General features: G+C 69.2%; 17 protein-coding genes. 12 read left to right on the top strand and 5 right to left on the bottom strand.

Translation table 11 applies throughout. The features are described from left to right. Positions 1 to 3: 3 nt before the first annotated feature. Positions 4 to 1,359 carry a sigma-54 interaction domain-containing protein gene (locus DFQ59_RS00960; RefSeq protein WP_114277795.1) on the bottom strand — a complete coding sequence of 452 codons (1,356 nt, stop codon included), beginning with the start codon at positions 1,357 to 1,359 and terminating at the stop codon, positions 4 to 6. Between the two features lie 1,089 nt (positions 1,360 to 2,448). Between DFQ59_RS00960 and fmt the strand changes: the two genes are divergently transcribed. The 10 genes from fmt (at position 2,449) to DFQ59_RS00910 (ending at position 15,035) form a co-directional block, all read left to right on the top strand. Then, the gene (fmt, locus tag DFQ59_RS00955; protein WP_114277794.1) at positions 2,449 to 3,402 is read left to right on the top strand and encodes a methionyl-tRNA formyltransferase; all 954 of its coding nucleotides are present in this window, start codon (positions 2,449 to 2,451) and stop codon (positions 3,400 to 3,402) included. A 26-nt stretch (positions 3,403 to 3,428) separates the two neighbouring features. Beyond that, entirely contained in the window at positions 3,429 to 4,739 is a 1,311-nt protein-coding gene (gene rsmB / locus DFQ59_RS00950; RefSeq protein ID WP_114277793.1) for a 16S rRNA (cytosine(967)-C(5))-methyltransferase RsmB, read from the top strand. 34 nt (positions 4,740 to 4,773) lie between these two features. Continuing rightward, on the top strand, positions 4,774 to 5,358 hold the full coding sequence (locus DFQ59_RS00945; RefSeq protein ID WP_170141981.1) for a DUF4390 domain-containing protein: 585 nt from the start codon (positions 4,774 to 4,776) through the stop codon (positions 5,356 to 5,358). Further along, positions 5,348 to 7,591 (top strand): sensor histidine kinase, encoded by a 2,244-nt coding sequence (locus tag DFQ59_RS00940; RefSeq protein WP_245937134.1) that lies wholly within the window; start codon positions 5,348 to 5,350, stop codon positions 7,589 to 7,591. The genes DFQ59_RS00945 and DFQ59_RS00940 overlap by 11 nt, the downstream gene beginning before the upstream one ends. A gap of 17 nt (positions 7,592 to 7,608) precedes the next feature. Then, positions 7,609 to 8,982, top strand: a complete 1,374-nt coding sequence (locus DFQ59_RS00935; protein ID WP_114277791.1) for a sigma-54-dependent transcriptional regulator — start codon at positions 7,609 to 7,611, stop codon at positions 8,980 to 8,982. A 351-nt stretch (positions 8,983 to 9,333) separates the two neighbouring features. Then, positions 9,334 to 10,707, top strand: coding sequence for a Trk system potassium transporter TrkA (gene trkA, locus DFQ59_RS00930; RefSeq protein WP_114277790.1), 1,374 nt, complete (start codon positions 9,334 to 9,336; stop codon positions 10,705 to 10,707). 75 nt (positions 10,708 to 10,782) lie between these two features. Then, positions 10,783 to 12,234, top strand: coding sequence for a TrkH family potassium uptake protein (locus tag DFQ59_RS00925; RefSeq protein WP_114277789.1), 1,452 nt, complete (start codon positions 10,783 to 10,785; stop codon positions 12,232 to 12,234). 7 nt (positions 12,235 to 12,241) lie between these two features. Next, the gene (locus tag DFQ59_RS00920) at positions 12,242 to 13,729 is read left to right on the top strand and encodes a TrkH family potassium uptake protein (protein WP_114277788.1); all 1,488 of its coding nucleotides are present in this window, start codon (positions 12,242 to 12,244) and stop codon (positions 13,727 to 13,729) included. A gap of 31 nt (positions 13,730 to 13,760) precedes the next feature. Continuing rightward, positions 13,761 to 14,345: a class I SAM-dependent methyltransferase gene (locus DFQ59_RS00915; RefSeq protein ID WP_114277787.1), complete on the top strand. Its 585-nt coding sequence runs from the start codon at positions 13,761 to 13,763 to the stop codon at positions 14,343 to 14,345. Positions 14,346 to 14,708: 363 nt separating this feature from the next. Beyond that, complete coding sequence (locus DFQ59_RS00910) at positions 14,709 to 15,035, top strand: tetratricopeptide repeat protein (protein WP_114277786.1); 327 nt, start codon at positions 14,709 to 14,711, stop codon at positions 15,033 to 15,035. A gap of 84 nt (positions 15,036 to 15,119) precedes the next feature. On the opposite strand, the gene DFQ59_RS00905 is transcribed toward DFQ59_RS00910, so the two are convergent. The 3 genes from DFQ59_RS00905 to DFQ59_RS00895 form a co-directional block, all read right to left on the bottom strand. After that, on the bottom strand, positions 15,120 to 15,998 hold the full coding sequence (locus tag DFQ59_RS00905; protein WP_114277785.1) for a lysophospholipid acyltransferase family protein: 879 nt from the start codon (positions 15,996 to 15,998) through the stop codon (positions 15,120 to 15,122). A gap of 96 nt (positions 15,999 to 16,094) precedes the next feature. Further along, positions 16,095 to 16,325 (bottom strand): hypothetical protein, encoded by a 231-nt coding sequence (locus DFQ59_RS00900; protein WP_114277784.1) that lies wholly within the window; start codon positions 16,323 to 16,325, stop codon positions 16,095 to 16,097. A 7-nt stretch (positions 16,326 to 16,332) separates the two neighbouring features. Next, positions 16,333 to 17,130 (bottom strand): tRNA 2-thiocytidine biosynthesis TtcA family protein, encoded by a 798-nt coding sequence (locus DFQ59_RS00895; RefSeq protein WP_114277783.1) that lies wholly within the window; start codon positions 17,128 to 17,130, stop codon positions 16,333 to 16,335. Between the two features lie 152 nt (positions 17,131 to 17,282). Between DFQ59_RS00895 and DFQ59_RS00890 the strand changes: the two genes are divergently transcribed. Next, entirely contained in the window at positions 17,283 to 17,711 is a 429-nt protein-coding gene (locus DFQ59_RS00890) for a rhodanese-like domain-containing protein (protein WP_114277782.1), read from the top strand. A 67-nt stretch (positions 17,712 to 17,778) separates the two neighbouring features. Here DFQ59_RS00890 and DFQ59_RS00885 read toward each other — a convergent pair whose 3' ends face one another. Continuing rightward, on the bottom strand, positions 17,779 to 18,774 hold the full coding sequence (locus DFQ59_RS00885) for a TIGR00266 family protein (RefSeq protein WP_114277781.1): 996 nt from the start codon (positions 18,772 to 18,774) through the stop codon (positions 17,779 to 17,781). Positions 18,775 to 18,968: 194 nt separating this feature from the next. Here DFQ59_RS00885 and DFQ59_RS00880 point away from each other — a divergent pair, with 194 nt between their 5' ends. Then, complete coding sequence (locus DFQ59_RS00880) at positions 18,969 to 19,511, top strand: 2'-5' RNA ligase family protein (protein ID WP_114278454.1); 543 nt, start codon at positions 18,969 to 18,971, stop codon at positions 19,509 to 19,511. The last annotated feature ends 22 nt before the right edge of the window (positions 19,512 to 19,533 follow it).

Here is a 19,533-nt window from a genome sequence, read left to right as displayed (position 1 = left end):
CCGTCACGGCGGGGAATCCCCCGCCACCGCTCCTGCGCTGCCATCGGCCTCGGCGAGCTTGCGATAGAGGGTGCGCTCGCTCAGGCCCAGCTGCTCGGCCAGCTCCTTCTTGCTCCCGGGGAAGCGTGCCGAAGCCCAGCGCAGGTAGGCCTGCTCCAGGTCCTCCAGGGGCAGGATCTGGCGGAACCGGGGCGGCAGGACCTCCGCCGTCTCCCCCCCATCGCAGACTTCAGGCAGGTGTTCCGGTCGGATCACCTCCCCGTCGGACAGCAGGGTGGCGCGCTCGAGGATGTTGCGCAGCTCCCGGATATTGCCCGGGAAGGCGTAGCGCAACAGGCAGTTCATGGCGGCCGGATCGAGCCGCAGGCGCCGGGCCGGCGCGATGCGCCGCAGCAGGGTATGCACCAGCAGCGGCAGATCCTCGTGCCGCTCCCGCAGGGCGGGGAGGTGAATCGGGAAGGTGCTGATGCGATAGAAGAGATCGCGGCGGAAGGACCCCTCGCCCACCATGGCCTTCAGGCCGCGGTGGGTGGCGCAGATGAGGCGGAAATCGGCATTCTGGGTCTCCACGTCGCCCACCCGCCGGTAGGTGCGCGTCTCCAGCAGGCGCAACAGCTTCACCTGCAGCCCCAGCGGCACATCCCCCACCTCGTCCAGGAACAGCGTCCCCCCGCGGGCCGACTCCACCAGGCCCACTTTCTGGCTGTGGGCGCCGGTGAACGCCCCCCGCACATGGCCGAACAACTCGCTCTCGAACAGCGACTCGGTCAGGCCGGAACACTCCACCGGCACGAAGGGGCCCTGGGAGCGCGGGCTGGCCAGGTGCACCGCCTTGGCCGCCAGCTCCTTGCCCGTCCCCGACTCCCCCTGCAGCAGCACCGCCGTCTCGCTGGACGCGACCCGCTGGATCAGCTCCAGCATGCGGTTGAAGGCCTGCGAGCGCCCCACGAGCCCGGGACTGCCGGGCTCGGCGGCGAACCCCCGCACCCGCCGGTGCAGCTCGAGGAAGAACTCCACCTCACCGCTCCCGCCGCGGATGGGCAGGGTCTCCACCTCGATATGCTCATGGCCGCGCGGGGTGTGGTGTACGTGCAGCACCCGGTGCATCTGCCCGCTGCGCAGACTCTCGCTCAGCGGACAATCCTCGCCCACCTGGTCGCAGGGGCGGTCATAGTGGTGCGACACCTCGTAACAGCAACGCCCCGCCACGGGCACGTCATCCTGGTAGTCCCGCAGATAGGTCTCATTCGCCGCCACCACCCGATAGTCGCGATCGAGCAGCACCATCGGTTCCGGAAAGGAGTCGAGGACGGCCTCCAGGCCGGGGAGGGGGAGCGAGGGAGAGGCAATGCTATTCATGGCGAACCCGGAATCCTGCCAAATATGGCAGGATTATGCGCCTTGTCTGCCAATAATGACAGCATTTTGCCCTTTACACGGATAAAAAACAGGGCCAATGCCCGGGCCGGAATATCCACGATGGAGCCGGCACGCCATGGGGCGCAGTGGCGACAAGTCTCTGGCTATAGGACAAAAATCCTTCTGTTACAATTTATTACAAAACGGACGGCATATATCAACTCACGAATTTCACTGCATTTTCCATGTCCGCATCAGGGTATATAAAAAACATGGCACATGGATTGCTTGGTATTGCGACCAAGAGCAACCGGATTCAGCGAATCACCCTTTGCACTTCCGGGCGGGCTGGTTCAGCAAGGCTTGCAGCGTGGGTTTTCGATTGGCCGCGCGAGGCAAACCCGCACAGAGTGTAAGTGTATCAGAGATGGCGGAGATACTGGCATCTCCACCCGATTTGACCGACCGCAAGCGAGAGCGAAGCCAAAGCAATGTGCCTGGACAGTCTGACCATCGCCGGAATCGTGGCGAGCCTGACCATCACGCTGCTGCTGTTCGTATTCGGACGCAAGGGAGCATGAATCCCAGGCCGAGGCCCGGGACATGACAGCAATCGAAAGAGCTTAACCCCCTGTGCACTGGGGGGTCGGTAACGCAGCCCGCGAGGGCCACGGCACCGGAATCAGTGCAATCCTCCATCTGGCAGTCCCTATTTGCGCACCCACCCACTGGGTGCGTTTTTTTTTGCGCCCGAGTGGAACGACCTGCCTTGCCCGGGGCGCGTTCGGTGTAACGGGGGCATTTCCAGAAAGAAGCGTTGCACCACGAAGACACGAAGCGCACGAAGGGAGTCGGAAGATCTGCCGATAGGGCCTCGATCGCCATTTGCCTCTTTCTTCGTGCACTTCGTGCCTTCGTGGTGAATCGGGCGGCGTCGGTCGAAGCCCCGGCCATCGCCCCCGGCACCGGGTCCGGAACCCCGCGGACGGGAGAGCGCATGCACCGGCCACGGCGGCGCAGTACACTACTGCACTTCCATGCGCCAGCGCGGGCGCCGATACCCGATTCGACCGACTTCCCGGAGGACCCTTGCGCATCATCTTCGCCGGCACGCCCGAGTTCGCGGCCACCTGCCTCCAGGCCCTGCTGGAATCACCGCACGAGGTCTGCGCCGTCTACACCCAGCCCGATCGTCCCGCGGGTCGAGGACGCAAGCTGACCGCCAGCCCGGTCAAGGCCCTGGCCCTGGAGCAGGGCCTGGCCGTCCGCCAGCCGCCCACGCTGCGCGATCCCGACGCTCAGCGGGAGCTGGCGGCGTGGCGGGCGGATATCATGGTGGTGGTCGCCTATGGCCTGATCCTGCCCCAGGCGGTGCTCGACACCCCGCGGCTGGGCTGTATCAACGTCCATGCCTCCCTGCTGCCGCGCTGGCGCGGCGCGGCCCCGATCCAGCGCGCCATCCTGGCCGGCGACGCCGAGAGCGGCGTCACCATCATGCAGATGGAGGCCGGCCTCGATACCGGCCCGATGCTGCTGCGGGTCAGCTGCCCCATCGGCGCCGGGGACACCGCCCAGACCCTGCACGACCGGCTCGCCAACCTGGGGGCACGGGCCCTGGTGGAGGCCCTTGCCGGACTCGAGGCCGGCGCCCTCGCCGCCGAGACCCAGGACGAGGCCCTGGCCAACTATGCCGCCAAGCTGGAAAAGTCCGAGGCGGAGATCGACTGGAGCCGCAGCGCCGCCGAGCTGGACCGGCAGGTCCGCGCCTTCAATCCCTGGCCGGTGGCCTTCACCCGGCTCGGGGATCAAAACCTCAGGATCTGGGAGGCCGAGCCGCGCCCGGGACCGTCCCGGGCGGCGCCGGGGACGGTGGTGGCGGCCGATCGCAACGGCATCGACGTGGCCACCGGCGCGGGCATCCTGCGGCTGAAGCGGCTGCAGCTGCCCGGCGGGCGGTCCCTGCCGGCCCGGGACTTCCTCAACGCCCAGCGCGGTTTCGCCCCCGGCCTGCGTCTCGGCGCCGAAGCCACGCCCGCCGGGTGAATCGCCGTGAAACCATCCCTGCCCACATGAACCTGCGCGCTCTGGCCGCGCGGGTGGTCAACCAGGTCGCTGCCCAGGGCCGCTCCCTGGACACGGTCCTGCCCCCGGCACTGGGGCAGGTGCGCGCGCCCCGCGACCGCCCCCTGCTGCAGCAGCTCTGCTACGGCACCCTGCGCTGGCAACCGCGGCTGGCCTGGCTGGCGGGCCAGCTGCTGAACCAGCCATTGAAGGCGCGCGACGCGGAACTGGGCGCACTGCTGTGGGTCGGGCTCTACCAGCTCGAGCACCTGCGCATCCCGGCCCACGCCGCCGTGGCGGAGACCGTCGAGGCGGCCCGCGCCCTCGGGCGGCCCTGGGCGACCCGCCTGGTCAACGCCGTACTGCGCGGCTACCAGCGCCGCGGCGCCGAGCTCAACCGCCGCGCCGACGGGGATCCCGTGGCGCGCCATGCCCACCCGGACTGGCTGCTCGAGCGGCTGCGCACGGACTGGCCCGGGGAGTGGGAGGCGGTCGTCGCGGCCAACAACCGCCAGCCGCCCATGACCCTGCGCATCAGCCGCCTGCACCACCCCGATCCCGCCGCTTACCTCGAGCGACTGGCCGCGGCCGGCCTCGATCCCCGCCCCGTCCCGGGACAGCCCTGGGCGGTCAGCATCGATCCCGTGGCCGAGGTTCGCAGCCTGCCCGGCTTCGATCACGGCGAGGTGTCGGTCCAGGACGCCGCGGCCCAGCTGGCCGCCGTACTGCTCGAGGCGGCACCGGGACAGCGGGTGCTCGACGCCTGCGCCGCCCCGGGGGGCAAGACCGCCCATATCCTGGAACTCACCCCCGGATTGGCGGAGCTGGTGGCGCTCGACATCAGCGCCGAGCGCCTCGGACGGGTGCGGGAAAACCTCGACCGCCTCGGCCTCGGCTGCACGCTCAGCAGCGGGGATGCGGCCCGCCCGGAGGGCTGGTGGGACGGGACGCCCTTCGACCGCATCCTGCTCGATGCGCCCTGTTCGGCCACCGGGGTCATCCGCCGCCATCCCGACATCAAGCTCCTGCGCCGTCCCGCGGACATCCCGGAGCTGGCGCGCACCCAGGCCGCCATCCTCACCGCCCTGTGGCCCTTGCTCCGCCCCGGGGGTATGCTTGTCTACGCCACCTGCTCGGCGCTGGCCGCGGAGAACGAGCAGGTGGTTGAGGCCTTTCTCGCCACGCATGGGGATGCCCGCGAGCGTCCCATCGCTGCCGGGTGGGGCCTTGCGCGTCCCGTGGGCCGTCAGATTCTTCCCGGGCAGGAGGACCGTGACGGGTTCTTCTATGCCCGGCTGGAGAAGCCGGCGGAACCCTGACCGGGCGCAACCACACAAGCGCACGAGCCCCGACATGCACGGCACCATTGTCCACTACCGCCACCTGGCCACGCTGCTGACCCTGTGCCTGACCCTCGCGGCCACCACCGCGCTGGCGGCGGAGTTCAGGGTGCGCGAAGTCCGCTCCCAGCTGGTGGACGGGGTCTACCGCATGGATGCGGACCTGGACCTGGAGCTGGAAGGGGAGGTGCGCGACGCGCTGGTCAACGGCGTACCCCTGATTCTCGGTGTCGAGATCGAGGTGGTGCAGCAGCGGCCCTGGCTCTGGGACCAGACCGTGGCCAGCCTGGAACAGCGCTACCAGCTGCGCCACCACGCCCTCAGCCGGCGCTACCTGGTGAAGAATCTCAACACCGGGGTCCAGACCAGCCACACCCACCTGGAGGATGCGCTGGCCAGCGTGGAGCGCATCCGCGGTCTGCCGCTGCTGGAACAGCCGCTGCTCGTCGCCGGCGACGAATACCGCGGCCGGGTCCGGGTCCGGCTGCACACCGAGGCACTGCCCTCGCCGCTGCGCCCCATGGCCTACCTGTCCCGGGACTGGCGCCTGAAGAGCGAATGGGTCGAGTGGCCGCTGCAGCCTGGCCATGCGCCCTGAGCCCACCGCCAATACGCCGCTGAACCAGCCGCCCCGGCGGCCGGGGCGCGCTTCCGCCTGGGCCATGTTCGGCCTGTTCCTGCTGCTGCTGGCCTCCCTGCTGCTGATGAGCAACGCCACGGAGAACTCCCAGCGCTTCGGCAACCTCTACTCCCTGCTGCTGCTGGTGAACGTGGTGGGGCTGGTCACGCTGGTGGCGCTGATCGCGGCCAACCTGGCGCGGATGCTGCGCCAGTACCGCCGCCGCGAGGCCGGCTCCCAGCTCACCGCCCGGCTGGTGCTCATCTTCATCCTCCTGTCGGTGGTGCCGGTCACCCTGGTCTACGCCTTCTCCCTGCAGTTCCTGCTGCGCGGCATCGACAGCTGGTTCGACGTGCGCGTGGAGCAGGCGCTGGACGACGCCCTGGAGCTCAGCCGCTCCTCCTTCGAGACCCGCATGCGGGAAGTGCTGCGCCAGACCACCAGCCTCACCGACGAGCTGGAGAGCGGCATCATGATGGGCGGCAGCCTGCGGGCCCTGGCGCTGGACGACATGCGCACCCGGGCCGGCGCCACCGAGCTGACGCTGATGGCCCGCAACGGCACCATCATCGCCACCAGCAGCGTGGAGACCACCCAGCTGGTCCCCAACACCCCGGGTGACGCGGTGCTGCTGCAGGTCCACCAGGGCCACACCTATGTGGGCCTCGATCCCATCGAGGGCGCCGGTCTGCACGTGCGCGTGGTGGTGGGCACCGACCCGGTGAGCCCCGGCGGGGAGACCTACGTGCTGCAGGCGCTGTACCCGGTGGCCGGGCGCATGAGCAACCTCGCCGACAGCGTCCAGACTGCCTTCGCCCAGTACCGCGAACTGGCGTTCATGCGCACGCCGCTGAAGTACAGCTTCACCCTCACCCTGTCCCTGGTCCTGCTGCTGACCCTGCTGATGGCCGTGTGGGTGGCCTTCTACTCCGCCCGGCGCCTGGTGGCGCCGGTGACCGACCTGGCCGAGGGAACCCGCGCGGTGGCCGCCGGCGACTACGACAAGCAGCTGCCCGCCGCCGGCTATGACGAGCTCGGCTTTCTGGTCAGCTCCTTCAACGAGATGACCCGCCGCATCTCCCGGGCCCAGGAGGAGGTGCGCCACAGCCAGCGCCAGGCCGAGAGCCAGCGGGCCTACCTCGAGGCGGTGCTGGGCAGCCTCTCCTCGGGCGTGCTCACCCTCGACCGCCGCCACGTCCTGCGCACCAGCAACAAGGCCGCGGACCAGATTCTCGGCGCCGAGGTCCGCGCCTGCATGAAGCAGCCCTTCACCGAGCTCGGCGTCCGCCACCCCCACCTGCAGCAGTTCGTCGAAGTGCTGGAACCGCGCCTGCGGCGCGACAACCGCGAGTGGCGCGAGGAGGTGACCCTGTTCGGGGGCGGCGGCCGGCAGGTGCTCATGTGCCAGGGCAGCGCCCTGCCGGGCTCCGGCTTCGTGGTGGTGTTCGACGACATCACCACCCTCATCCAGGCCCAGCGCAACGCCGCCTGGGGCGAGGTGGCCCGGCGCCTGGCGCACGAGATCAAGAATCCCCTCACCCCCATCCAGCTCTCCGCCGAGCGCCTGCGGCACAAGTACCTGCGCAGCATGGAGGGGAACGACGCGGAGGTGCTCGACCGCCTCACCCACACCATCGTGCAGCAGGTGGAGGCGATGAAGGAGATGGTGAACGCCTTCTCCAACTACGCCCGCAGCCCGGCGCTGCAGCTCGAGCAGCTGCAGCTCAACGACCTGGTGCGGGAGATCCTCGAGCTCTACCGCGGCCCGGGCCGGCCGCTGGAGATCGAGACCGGGCTGGATCCCGCACTGCCCGCCATCGAGGCCGACGCGGGACGCCTGCGCCAGGTGCTGCACAACCTGCTCCGGAACGCCGAGGAGGCCGCCGGGGAGGCGACGGTGAAGGTGGAAATCGCCACCCGCTGCAGCGAGGAGACCGGCTGCCGGCACGTGGAACTGCGGGTCGTGGATCACGGTCCGGGCATCCCCGAGGAGATTCTCGGCCAGCTGTTCGAACCCTATGTCACTACCAAGCCAAAGGGAACCGGGCTAGGATTGGCCATCGTGAAGAAGATTGTGGAAGAGCACGGCGGCGTCATCTGGGCCGAAAACCTGACCACCGGCGGCGTCTGCTTCGGCCTGCGCCTCCCGGTCCAGGCCGAGAACCGCGACGCGCTGTTGAACCACGGGGCCAGAGCCGCCCCTGAATCCTGACCTGAAGCCGGAGAAGCATGAGCGCACCCCATATCCTAGTCGTCGATGACGAGCCGGACATCCGTACCCTGCTGCAGGAGATCCTGGCCGACGAGGGCTACCAGGTGGAGTCCGCCGAGAACGGCGAGGCGGCGCGGCGCGCACGGCGCTCCCGCAAGCCCGACCTGGTACTGCTGGACATCTGGCTGCCGGACGTTGACGGCATCACCCTGCTGAAGGAGTGGCGCGGAGACAACGGCCTGGAGATGCCCGTCATCGTCATGTCCGGCCACGGGACCGTGGAAACCGCCGTCGAAGCCACCCGGCTCGGCGCCTACGACTTCCTGGAAAAGCCCCTGTCCCTGGCCAAGCTGCTGCTCACCGTGGAGCGGGCGCTGCAGGCGGAGAAGCTCGCCCGCGAGAACGTGGGCCTGCGCCGCCAGGTGCAGACCGTCTTCGAGCCGGTGGGCAAGAGCCAGCTGATGCAGGCGCTGCGCGAACAGGTGGAGCGCATCGCCCAGCACGACAGCCGCGTGCTCATCTCCGGCGAGGCGGGCAGCGGCAAGAAGACCCTGGCCCGCTACCTGCACCACTGCAGCGCCCGCCGCGACGGCCCGTTCGTGGACGTGGGCGTGGCCATCATCGCCCGGGAGAACTCGGCGGTGGAGCTGTTCGGCAGCGAGGAGGGCGAGGAGGTCCACTTCGGCCGCCTGGAACAGGCCAACGGCGGCGTGCTGTTCCTCGAGGACGTGGCCGACATGGATCCCGAGACCCAGGCCCGGCTGCTGAGCGCAGTGGAGACCCAGGCCTTCCGGCGGGTGGGCGGCACCGAGCCGGTCAAGGTGGACGTGCGCATCATCGCCGCCACCCACCGCAACCTGGAGCAGGAGGTTCGCGACGGCCGCTTCCGCGAGGATCTCTACTACCACCTCAACGTGGTCCCGCTGCGCATCCCGCCGCTGCGCGAACATGCCGAGGACGTGCCGGATCTGCTCAACTTCTACGTGGACCGGTTCGTGGACCACGACAACCTGCCCTACCGGCACTTCTCCCTGGCGGCCCAGAACCGGCTGCGCCTCTACAGCTGGCCCGGGAACGTCCTGGAGCTGAAGAACCTGGTGCAGCGGCTGCTGATTCTCGGCAGCGGCGACGAAATCGGGCTGGAGGAGGTGGAACAGGCCCTGGGCGAGGCGAGCCTGGCCGCGGGCGGACTGGCCGCCCCCGGCGTGCTGGACCTGCCCCTGCGCGAGGCGCGCGAGCTGTTCGAGAAGGCCTACTTCGAGCACCACCTGCAGGCCAGCGGCGGCAACGTCAGCCAGGTGGCGAAGCTCGCCGGGGTGGAGCGCACCCACCTCTACCGCAAGCTCAAGGCCCTGGGCATCGACCCGCGCCAGGTGGGCGGCGGCAAGTGAGGCCGGCTGGTTGCCCGCGCCACTCCCGGAGACGCGGGGCACAAGGGGGAACGGCCTGACGGCCGCTCGGGTACTGCTGCGCCACTCTTGGAGGTACTTTCAGAGCCCCCCGAAAGCGCCAGGACAAGGCGCAGTGCGCAGGCAATGGTTGTTCCCTTGTCCAGCGCTGCAACGCCGTCATGGCCCTTTCGGGGGGCTCCCTGCGGGCGCGCCGCAGGCCGGCCATCTGCAGCGTAGCGCTTGCTTGCAAGGGGACCTGCACTTCCTGCACAAGCGCGCCTTGCCTCTGGCCGGCCCGCGACTCGCTGAATGTGCCTCCAAGAGTGGCGCAGTACGCTATAAGGGACCGCAATGAAGATCATCATTCTGGGCGCCGGCCAGGTAGGCTCCTCGGTCGCCGCGAACCTGGCCACCGAGGCCAACGACGTCACCGTCGTGGACACCAACGCCAACCTGCTGCGCGACCTGCAGGACCGCCTCGACATCCGCACCGTCAGCGGCCGCGGCTCCCATCCCGAGGTGCTGCGCCAGGCGGGCGCCGAGGATGCCGACATGATCCTCGCCGTCACCAACTCCGACGAGACCAACATGGTGGCCTGCCAGGTGGCCTGGAGCCTGTTCCACACCCCCACCAAGGTGGCGCGGGTGCGCGCCCAGGCCTACCTCGACGAACCGGTCCTGTTCTCCAACCAGGCGCTGCCCATCGACGTGCTCATCAGCCCCGAGCAGCTGGTGACCGACTACGTGCAGCGCCTCATCGAACACCCGGGCGCCCTGCAGGTGCTGGACTTCGCCGACGGCCGGCTGCAGCTGGTGGCCGTGCGCGCCTACCACGGCGGCCCCCTGGTGGGCCACGCACTGCGCACCCTGCGCGATCACATGCCCCTCATCGACACCCGCGTGGCGGCGGTATTCCGGCGCGGCCGGCCCATCATCCCCGAGGGCACCACGGTCATCGAGGCCGATGACGAGGTCTTCTTCATCGCCGCGCGCAAGCACATCCGCAAGGTGATGGGCGAGCTGCAGCGGCTGGAACGCCCCTACAAGCGCATCATCATCGCCGGCGCCGGCAACATCGGCCGGCGCCTGGCCCGCGCCCTGGAGAGCCGCTTCCACGTCATGCTCATCGAGCAGGACAACGAACAGGCCCGCACCGCCTCCGAGACGCTCGACCGCAGCATCGTGCTGTGGGGCGACGCGGCCGACCGCGACCTGCTGCTGGACGAGAACATCGAGGACACCGACGTCTTCTGCGCGGTGACCAACGACGACGAGGCCAACATCATCTCCGCCCTGCAGGCCAAGCGGCTCGGCGCGCGCAAGGCCATGGCGCTCATCAACCGCACCGCCTACGTCGACCTGGTGGAGAGCGGCTCCATCGACATCGCCATCTCCCCCCAGCAGGCCACCATCGGCAGCCTGCTCACCCACATCCGCCGCGGCGACATCGTCAAGGTGCACAGCCTGCGCCGCGGCGCCGCGGAGGCCATCGAGGCGGTGGCCCACGGCGATCCGCGCAGCTCCCGCGTGGTGGGCCGGGCCATCGACGAGATCAAGCTGCCGCCGGGCACCACCATCGGCGCCATCGTGCGCGGCGAAGAGGTGATCATGGCCCACCATGACACGATCATCGAGGCGGAGGACCACATCATCCTGTTCCTGGTGGACAAGAAGCGCATCAAGGAAGTGGAGCGCCTGTTCCAGGTGGGATTCCAGTTCATATGAGAATAGTCACGAGTAGCTAGTCGCGAGTAGCCAGGAGCCTCGCAACCCGATACTCGATACTCGGAACTATCCTAAATGCACTACCGCGTCATCCTCCGCATCCTCGGTCTGCTGCTGATGATCTTCAGCACCACCATGCTGCCGTCGGTGGCGGTCTCCTGGTGGTACGGCGACGGGGCCGCGGCCGCGTTCCTGCAGGGCTTCGCCCTGACCCTGGCCACGGGGCTGGTGCTGTGGCTGCCGGTGTCCCGCCACCGCGGCGAGCTGCGCATCCGCGACGGCTTCCTCATCGTGGTGCTGTTCTGGAGCGTGCTCGGCAGCTTCGGCGCCCTGCCGCTGATGCTGGGACAGGATCCCCACATGAGCCTGACCGACGCGGTGTTCGAGTCCATCTCCGGGCTCACCACCACCGGCGCCACGGTCATCGTCGGGCTGGACCAGCTGCCCCAGTCCATCCTCTACTACCGCCAGCAGCTGCAGTGGCTGGGCGGCATGGGCATCATCGTGCTGGCGGTGGCCATCCTGCCCATGCTCGGCATCGGCGGCATGCAGCTCTACCGCGCCGAGATGCCCGGCCCGGTCAAGGACAGCAAGCTCACCCCGCGCATCGCCGAGACCGCCAAGGCGCTGTGGTACATCTACCTCGGCCTCACGGTGCTCTGCGCCCTGGCCTACTGGGCGGCGGGGATGAGCCTCTTCGACGCCATCGGCCACAGCTTCTCCACCGTCGCCATCGGCGGTTTCTCCACCCACGACGCCAGCATGGGCCACTTCAACAGCGCCCTGATGGAGATGATCGCGGTGGGGTTCATCCTGCTCTCGGGCGCCAACTTCGCCCTGCACTTCACCGCCTGGCGCCACCGCACCCTGAGCGGCTACTGGCGTGACCCCGAGTTCCGCGCCTACCTGTTCATCCTCGCCGCCGCCGCCCTGATCGCCACCGCCTATCTCTACCTCAGCGGCACCTTCACCAGCTTCGGCAGCGCCCTGCACCACGGCATCTTCCAGGCGGTGTCCATCGGCACCACCACCGGCTTCACCACCGCCGACTACTTCAACTGGCCCGGTTTCCTGCCGGTGATGCTGCTGTTCATGAGCTTCATCGGCGGCTGCGCGGCCTCCACCGCCGGCGGCATGAAGGTCATCCGCGTGCTGCTGCTGTTCCGCCAGGGCGCCCGGGAGATCCGCCGCCTCATCCATCCCACCGCCATGATTCCCATCAAGATCGGCGGCAAGGTGCTGCCCGACCGGGTGATGGATGCGGTGTGGGGCTTCTTCGCCGCCTACGTGGCCGCCTACACCCTGATGCTGCTCATCCTCATGGCCACCGGCCTCGACCAGATCACCGCCTTCTCGGCCGTGGCCGCCTGCATGAACAACATGGGCCCGGGGCTCGGCGAGGTGGGCGCCCACTACGGGGAGCTGAACAACGTGGCCAAGTGGGTGCTCTGCTTCGCCATGCTGCTGGGGCGGCTCGAGGTATTCAGCATCCTGGTGCTCCTGACCCCCGCCTTCTGGCGTCGCTGACCGCACCATGCCCATCGCGGTCTCCTCCCCCCATGACATAGAGCGCTGGGCACGCTACCGGCTGATCCTGCGTGTTCTGGGCCAGCTGCTGATGGCCCTCAGCCTGTCCCTCATCCTCCCCATGGCCATCTCCATCGGCTATGGCGACGGCGAGCTGGTGCACTTCCTCACCGCCTTCGGCCTGACCTTCGGCGCCGGCGCAATCCTGTGGCTGGCCGGCTTCGGGGTCACGGCCGAGCTGCGCACCCGGGACGGGTTCCTGGTGGTCAGCCTGTTCTGGCTCGTGCTCGGGGCGCTGAGCGGGCTGCCGTTCATCCTCGGGCCCCACCTCTCCTTCACCGACTCCCTGTTCGAGGCCGTCTCCGCCTTCACCACCACCGGCGCCACGATCATCGTCGGCCTCGATCGGCTGCCGGCCTCCATCCTCTGGTACCGCCAGCAGCTCCAGTGGCTCGGGGGCATGGGCATCATCGTGCTCGGGGTGGCGGTGCTGCCCATGCTCGGCATCGGCGGCATGCAGCTCTACCGCGCCGAAACCCCGGGTCCGATGAAGGACGAGAAGCTGGCCCCGCGCATCGCCGACACCGCCCGCTTCCTGTGGCTGCTCTATCTCGGCCTGACGCTCGCCTGCGCGGCCGGCTACCGGCTGGCCGGCATGAGCCTGTTCGATGCCATCGGCCACAGCTTCGCCACCGTCTCCACCGGCGGCTTCTCCACCCACGATGCCAGCATGGCCTATTTCCACAGCCCCCTGGCGGAGAGCGTGGCCATCGTCTTCATGCTGCTCGGGGGCATGAACTTCGCCGTCCACTACCAGGTGGTGCGGCAACGGGATCCCCGGGCCTGGCTGCGGGACGTGGAGGTGCGGACCTTTCTCGCGGTGGTGGCCGCCATCACCGCCGTGACCGCCGTGACCCTGAGCCTGCGCGGCACCTACCCCGATCTGCTCACGGCACTGCGCGATGCCGCCTTCCAGGTTGCCTCGGTCATCACCAGCACCGGGTTCACCACCACCGACTTCTCCCTCTGGCCCCTGTTCCTGCCCCTGCTGCTGATGCTCATCAGCTTCATGGGCGGCTGCGGCGGCTCCACCGCCGGGGGCATGAAGGTCATGCGCTACGTGCTGCTGTTCCAGCAGAGCCGGCGCGAGGTGCGCTGCCTCATCTACCCCCGCGCCGTCCTGCCGGTGAAGATCGGCGGCCGGGTGGTCGATCAAAGGATCCTGCGCTCGGTCTGGGGGTTCTTCGCCGTCTACGTGGCCCTGTTCGTGCTGCTGATGCTGGGCCTGATGGCCACCGGCCTCGACCAGGTGACCGCCTTCGGCGCCATCGCCACCTGCATGAACAACCTCGGCCCCGGACTGGGTGAGGTGGCCAGCAACTTCACCACCGTCGACCCGGTGGCGAAGTGGCTGTGCACCATCGCCATGCTGCTGGGCCGGCTGGAGATCTTCACCCTGCTGGTGCTCCTCAGCCCCGCCTACTGGCGCCGCTGAGGAGGCCTGTCCGCCATCGAGGAGCGCCGCCATGGACGATCCCGGATTCATCGCCAAGTGGGACAAGCGCTACACCGAAGCCCGCCAGCTGCCCGATCCCGTCCGGGTGCTGAGCGACAACCTCCACCTGCTCCCGACCGCGGGGACCGCCCTGGATCTCGGCTGCGGGCTCGGCGCCAACGCCCTGCTGCTGGCCGGGCGCGGACTCGAGACCCGGGCCTGGGACATCTCCCCGGTGGCCATCGAGCGGCTGCGGGAGTTCGCCGGCAACCGCGGCCTGGTGGTGCACGGGGAGGTGCGCGACGTCGAGGCCCGCCCCCCCCTGCCGGAGAGCTTCGATGTCATCGTCGCCGCCCACTTTCTCGAGCGCGGCCTCGCCCCCGCCCTGATGGCCGCCCTGCGCCCCGGCGGCGTGCTGTTCTACGAGACCTGGACCCGCACCCGGGTGGACGACACCGGCCCCGCCAGCGAAAACTTCCGGCTGGGGGACAACGAGCTGCTGGAGCTGTTCCGCCCCCTGCGCCTGCTCTTCTACCGGGAGGAGGGCCGGGTGGGCGACCTGAGCCGGGGCTTCCGCAACAAGGCCCAGCTGGTGGCCCTGCGGCCCCCGGAATGACCCGGAGCGGGAACTCCCGCCGTCAACCGGACTCCGAAAGGATCACCACGGAGTCACGAAGGACACGAAGAGAGGACCATGAAACCGCAGATTGACGTTGATTTACGTTGATTTTGTCCCCGCTATCCGGATGGCCCGGTTCAGACCAGGCGCGATCGCTTCAAGGAACGTTTCTCGGGCAGTCCTGTTGAAGTTGGAACACCCTCAGTATCCGTGATTCAGACACGTTGTAGCAGGCTGAGCCCAGGCAGGCATGGAATCAACGTCAATTACCGCTAATCTGCGGTTGAACGATTCTTCGCCTTCCCTCCGTGTCCTTCGTGACTTCGTGGTGATCTTCTTAAGCTCCGCAGAGGTGCAACCATGTCGGTGATCGAGAACTTCGAGAAGATGCTGGCCGCGGGCCAGGACAGCGCGCTGCTGCGCTACGGCCTGGGCAGCGCCTATCTCCAGGCCGGGGACGCCGCCCGCGCCGCGGAGCACCTGGCAAGGGCGGTGGCGCAGGACCCCGCCTACTCGGCCGCCTGGAAGGCCTACGGCAAGGCCCTGGCCGGGGACGGGCGGACCGACGCCGCGGCCGCGGCCTACGAGCGCGGTATCACGGTCGCCGAGGAGCGTGGCGACATCCAGGCGGCCAAGGAGATGAAGGTGTTCCTCAAGCGCCTGCGCAAGCAGGCGGGGGGCGAATGAAACGACTCGACGCCAAGCTCCCTGGTGTCGGCCTGAATCCGGTCGGGCGGAATCCGGCGCGCACGGCTGTGGCGGCCGGGATGGTCAGTACCAGCGGGGTTCGCCCTCCGGGCGACTCTTGAAGCGCTTGTAGCTCCACAGGTACTGGGCCGGCAGGCGCCGGACCCAAGCCTCCACCCCGGCGTTCATCGCCGCCACCGACCGGTTCAGATCGGCAGCGGAAACCTCCGCCGGCGCCGGGGTGAAGTGGAGGCGGAAACCCCGGCCGCGGGGCAGCCGCTCCGGCACGCAGATGAGGACCGCGGCGCCGCTGCGGCTGGCGAGACGCGACACCAGCACCATGGTCTTGGCGGGGTGACCGAAGAAGGGGGCGAACACGCCAGCGCCGCGGCCCGGGTCCTGGTCCGGCAGGATGCCCACCATCTCGCCCCGTTCCAGCGCCTTGTACAGGGCCCGCACGCCACTGCCGTCGGTGGGCATGAGCCGGGCCCCGGTGCGCTCACGAGCGGTCCGCACCAGGTCGTCGAGCGCCCGGACGCGCAACGGCCGGTAGAGGGCGGTGAGCGGGTGCCGCGGCGCTCCGTAGAGGGAGCCCAGCTCCCACGCCCCCAGGTGCGGACTGAGGACAATGATTCCGCGTCCGGTGGCCAGCGCCTGCTCCAGCTGCTCCCAACCGCGCACCTCGCGCACCAGGGCCAGGAGCCGCTCCGGCCGCCACAGCCACATCGCCCCCAGCTCCGCGAAGGCCCGGCCGGCTTCCACCAGGCTGGCCCGCGCCAGCCGCTCGCGCTCCCGGGCCGGTAGATCCGGCAGGCAGTGTTCCAGGTTGATCCGGGTGATGCGGCGCATGTCGCCGGGGAGCCAGCCGAGCAGCCGGCCCAGGCCGGCGCCGACGCCCTGCGCCAGCCGCAGGGGCAGGGCGGACAGCAGGTGCAGCAACGCGGTGATGAGAAAGGCCTTCATGCCGTCAGACAGTGATCATCCCTGGTGCAGTGGAGGAGGGGATCCGACCGCCGGCGGGGCGGCAGGGCAGGGTTCCGCAACTCGGTCCGACACGGCTCAGTCCTCCATCTCCGCGGAGTAGTCGGTGTCCAGCACGACCCGCGCACGGGCCGCGTCCTCCGGCCGCACCTGCAATTTAATGCCCCCCACGGCGATGCTGTAGAGCCAGTCGGTCTGCACCAGGTGCTCGTCGGCCAGCCAGGCCTCGATGCCCTCCGCCCGGAGCCGCCCCAGGGCGATGTGGGCATCGGTCATGAGATCGAAGGTGGCCACCGTCAGCAGTCCCATCCGGACCTCAGGCGCTGCGGCGCAGCCCCGTGCGCGGCGCCGCCTCCGCGCCGTCGCCGGGGATGCCCTCCGCCGTCACCATCAGGGGCCGCATGGCGGTCAGCAGGCTGCGGAACAGGGCCCGGTTGTCGCGCTCCTCCCGGGCCAGGAGCTGCTTCATGTGGACGCGCTGGGTGGGCATGCTGAAGCAGGCGGGACAGTTGTCGTGGATTACCGGCAGCGGCGCCTCGGCGGCGAAGGCTGCGGTCTGGCGCTCGCGCACGTAGACCAGCGGCCGGATGATGCGCAGGTCGCCGGCATCGTTGCGGTAATGGGCCTTCATGGTCTGCAGCCGGCCGCCATGGAAGGCGGACATCAGGAAGCTCTCCGCCAGGTCGTCCAGGTGCTGGGCCAGGGCCAGGACGTTGTAGCCCTGCTCGCGGCAGGCCGTGTAGAGGATGCCGCGCTTCATGCGCGCGCAGTAGGCGCAGAAGGAGTCGCCCCGCAGGCGGGTCCGCGCCTCCTCGGCGATGGGCTGCTCCCGGTAGAGGTAGGGCACGCCCATCTCCGCCAGGATCGCCTTCAGCCGGCCCGGCTCGAAGCCCTCGATCTGCGGATCCACCGTCGCCGCCGCCACCTCGAAGCGCACCGGCGCATGGCGCTGCAGGTGCAGCAGCACGTGCAGCAGGGTAAGCGAGTCCTTGCCTCCGGAGAGGCCGAGCAGGATCCGATCCCCGTCCCGTATCATCCGGTAATCGGCGATGGCCCGCCCCACCAGGCGCAGCAGGCTCTTGGGCGGGCGGATGTAGGCGGGATAATCACTCATGGCGCTGACGGACACCGGAAGGCGGTGGGATGTCCGCTACTTTATCAGAAACAGTTCAGCCGGGCTTTTCATTGATACATCCATCAAATATTCTTATTCATTCATAAGCGGGAACAGAGAGGCCGGACCACCGGCCGGGAAGAGAGACTGCCATGACCGAACACCATCTGAAGAATCTCACCTCCCAGCAGGCCTGGAAGCTGCTGGAGGAGGATCACCGCGCGGTGCTCATCGATATCCGTTCCACGATGGAATACCTGTTCGTGGGCCACCCCAAGGGCTCGGTGCACGTGCCCTGGATCGACGAGCCGGACTGGACCGTGAATCCCCATTTCGTCACCGAGGTGCGCAAGGTGCTGCTCGGCGGCGTGGTGTGCGAACTGGACGAGGGCTGCGCCCCGGTCATCCTCATCTGCCGCAGCGGCAAGCGCTCGAAGGAGGCCGGCAAGGCGCTCATCGAGGCGGGTTTCCCGGCCGTCTTCCACGTGGACGAGGGCTTCGAGGGCGAGCTGGACGACCAGCACCACCGCAGCACGCTCGGCGGCTGGCGCTACCACGGCCTGCCGTGGGAGCAGTGCTGAGGCTTCGCCCGTGAGGTGTGAAGGGTAAGGAGCGGGATGCCGGAGCAGCGATCCGGCACCATCCGGCTCAGCTGTTGAAGCGGTCGCCGAAGAGATCGCCGAGGCCGCCGATGACCGAGCCCTCGCCCTTGCCGCCGCCGTGCTGGGGGGCGTTGGCGAGCATCCGGCCTGCGAGGCGCGAGAAGGGCAGCGACTGCAGCCACACCCTGCCGGGGCCGCGCAGCACGGCGAAGAAGATGCCCTCGCCGCCGAACAGGGCCGACTTGATCCCCCCCACCTGCTGGATATCGAACGCCACCTGGCCCTCGTAGGCCACCACGCAGCCGGTGTCCACGTGCAGCACCTCGCCCGGACCCAGCTCCCGCTCCACCACCGTGCCGCCGGCATGGACGAACACCAGCCCGTCCCCCTCCAGCTTCTGCATGATGAAGCCCTCGCCGCCGAACAGGCCGGTGAGGATCTTCCGCTGGAACTGGATGCCGATGGAGACCCCGCGGGCGGCGCACAGGAAGCTGTCCTTCTGGCACACCAGCAGCCCGCCCACGTTCGCCAGCGACACCGGGATGATGTTGCCGGGGTAGGGGGCGGCGAAGGCCACGTGGGCCTTGCCCTGGCCGGTGTGGGTGAAGACCGTGGTGAACAGGCTCTCGCCGGTCAGCAGCCGCTTGCCCGCCCCCATGAGCTTGCCCATGAAGGAGCCGTCGCCGGAGCTGGAGCCGTCGCCGAAGACACTCTCCATCTGGATGGAGGGGGCCTTGTACATCATCGCCCCGGCCTCGGCCACGGCGCTCTCGCCCGGATCGAGCTCCACCTCCACGTACTGCATCTCGTGGCCCATGATGCGGAAATCGATTTCGTCGGCGCCGCGCACCGTGGGCGGCGGCGGCGCGACCGCCGGGGCCGCCGCGCCGGAGAGCTCGCCCACCTGGCGGATGGGCAGCCACTCGGCGAACCCCTCCCGCCATACATGACCCTCCGGCCGTGACGCCGCCTGGGCCCGTGCCCGGGCGTCGTCCAGGGGTCCGATCTGGTCGCCGTCATAGCTGAAATACCATTGCGACATGCACTACCTCCTTGTCTGGAAAACCATCAGCCTGCAGCCGCGTCGAACATCTCCATGCTCCCGATCATGACGGCGCGCCGGATTGTACCGGTCGCGCCCGTTCCCGTTGTCGCCCTGTTGTGCAATCCTTGCCGCAGGACCCGGTGCACCGCCCGCCCATCCCGAACCCGACCCGGGTCGCCGAGGCGTCCGCCATGCCGGAGACCACACACAGGAGCGCGGTGGCCATCCTGCCGCCGACGGCCTGCTGGCCGCCCATCGAGGCCATCCGCGCGGTCCACGATCGCCGGTTCCGGCGCTGGATGCCCCATATCAACCTGATCTACCCCTTCGCGCCGGAGCATCTCCTGCCCGGACTGGCCGGGCGTCTCGCGGCGACGGCCGCGGCGATTGCACCGTTCCCCGTGCGGCTGGAGCGGTTCGGCCTGTTCCGCCACCGCCAGGGCCGCTGCACCCTGTGGCTGGCGCCGGAGCCGGCCACCGCCCTGGTGCGCCTGCAGGCCGCCCTCGCCCAGGCCGCTCCCGGCTACGGTGAACGCCGCCCCGGCACGTTCCGCCCGCACCTCAGCGTGGGCCAGGCACCGGCGGGGCGGGCGGAAACGCTGCTCGCGGCGCTGCAGGCGGACTGGCAGCCCCTGGCGTTCACCGTGACGGAGATCAGCATCATCTGCCGGGGTGAACCGCCGGAGGACCGCTTCCGGGTCAGCCGATTGATCCGGCTGGGCGGCCCGGCCTGAGGAACACGGACCGCGGGCGGCG

The sequence above is a fragment of the Thioalbus denitrificans genome (genome assembly GCF_003337735.1).
GTDB lineage: Bacteria > Pseudomonadota > Gammaproteobacteria > DSM-26407 > DSM-26407 > Thioalbus > Thioalbus denitrificans.
The sequence above is the reverse complement of the archived record's forward strand: the minus strand, read 5'-3'. Positions and strand labels throughout refer to the sequence as shown.

Excerpts from the sequence above, each read along its gene's own strand:
- DFQ59_RS00920 (WP_114277788.1), top strand. The coding sequence starts at position 12,242 with ATGCCCATCGCGGTCTCCTCCCCCCATGACATAGAGCGCTGGGCACGC.
- DFQ59_RS00880 (WP_114278454.1), top strand. The coding sequence starts at position 18,969 with ATGCCGGAGACCACACACAGGAGCGCGGTGGCCATCCTGCCGCCGACG.
- DFQ59_RS00885 (WP_114277781.1), bottom strand. The coding sequence starts at position 18,774 with ATGTCGCAATGGTATTTCAGCTATGACGGCGACCAGATCGGACCCCTG.
- DFQ59_RS00890 (WP_114277782.1), top strand. The coding sequence starts at position 17,283 with ATGACCGAACACCATCTGAAGAATCTCACCTCCCAGCAGGCCTGGAAG.
- rsmB (WP_114277793.1), top strand. The coding sequence starts at position 3,429 with ATGAACCTGCGCGCTCTGGCCGCGCGGGTGGTCAACCAGGTCGCTGCC.
- DFQ59_RS00945 (WP_170141981.1), top strand. The coding sequence starts at position 4,774 with ATGCACGGCACCATTGTCCACTACCGCCACCTGGCCACGCTGCTGACC.
- DFQ59_RS00910 (WP_114277786.1), top strand. The coding sequence starts at position 14,709 with ATGTCGGTGATCGAGAACTTCGAGAAGATGCTGGCCGCGGGCCAGGAC.
- trkA (WP_114277790.1), top strand. The coding sequence starts at position 9,334 with ATGAAGATCATCATTCTGGGCGCCGGCCAGGTAGGCTCCTCGGTCGCC.
- DFQ59_RS00905 (WP_114277785.1), bottom strand. The coding sequence starts at position 15,998 with ATGAAGGCCTTTCTCATCACCGCGTTGCTGCACCTGCTGTCCGCCCTG.
- DFQ59_RS00900 (WP_114277784.1), bottom strand. The coding sequence starts at position 16,325 with ATGGGACTGCTGACGGTGGCCACCTTCGATCTCATGACCGATGCCCAC.
- DFQ59_RS00960 (WP_114277795.1), bottom strand. The coding sequence starts at position 1,359 with ATGAATAGCATTGCCTCTCCCTCGCTCCCCCTCCCCGGCCTGGAGGCC.
- DFQ59_RS00895 (WP_114277783.1), bottom strand. The coding sequence starts at position 17,130 with ATGAGTGATTATCCCGCCTACATCCGCCCGCCCAAGAGCCTGCTGCGC.
- DFQ59_RS00925 (WP_114277789.1), top strand. The coding sequence starts at position 10,783 with ATGCACTACCGCGTCATCCTCCGCATCCTCGGTCTGCTGCTGATGATC.
- DFQ59_RS00935 (WP_114277791.1), top strand. The coding sequence starts at position 7,609 with ATGAGCGCACCCCATATCCTAGTCGTCGATGACGAGCCGGACATCCGT.
- DFQ59_RS00940 (WP_245937134.1), top strand. The coding sequence starts at position 5,348 with ATGCGCCCTGAGCCCACCGCCAATACGCCGCTGAACCAGCCGCCCCGG.
- DFQ59_RS00915 (WP_114277787.1), top strand. The coding sequence starts at position 13,761 with ATGGACGATCCCGGATTCATCGCCAAGTGGGACAAGCGCTACACCGAA.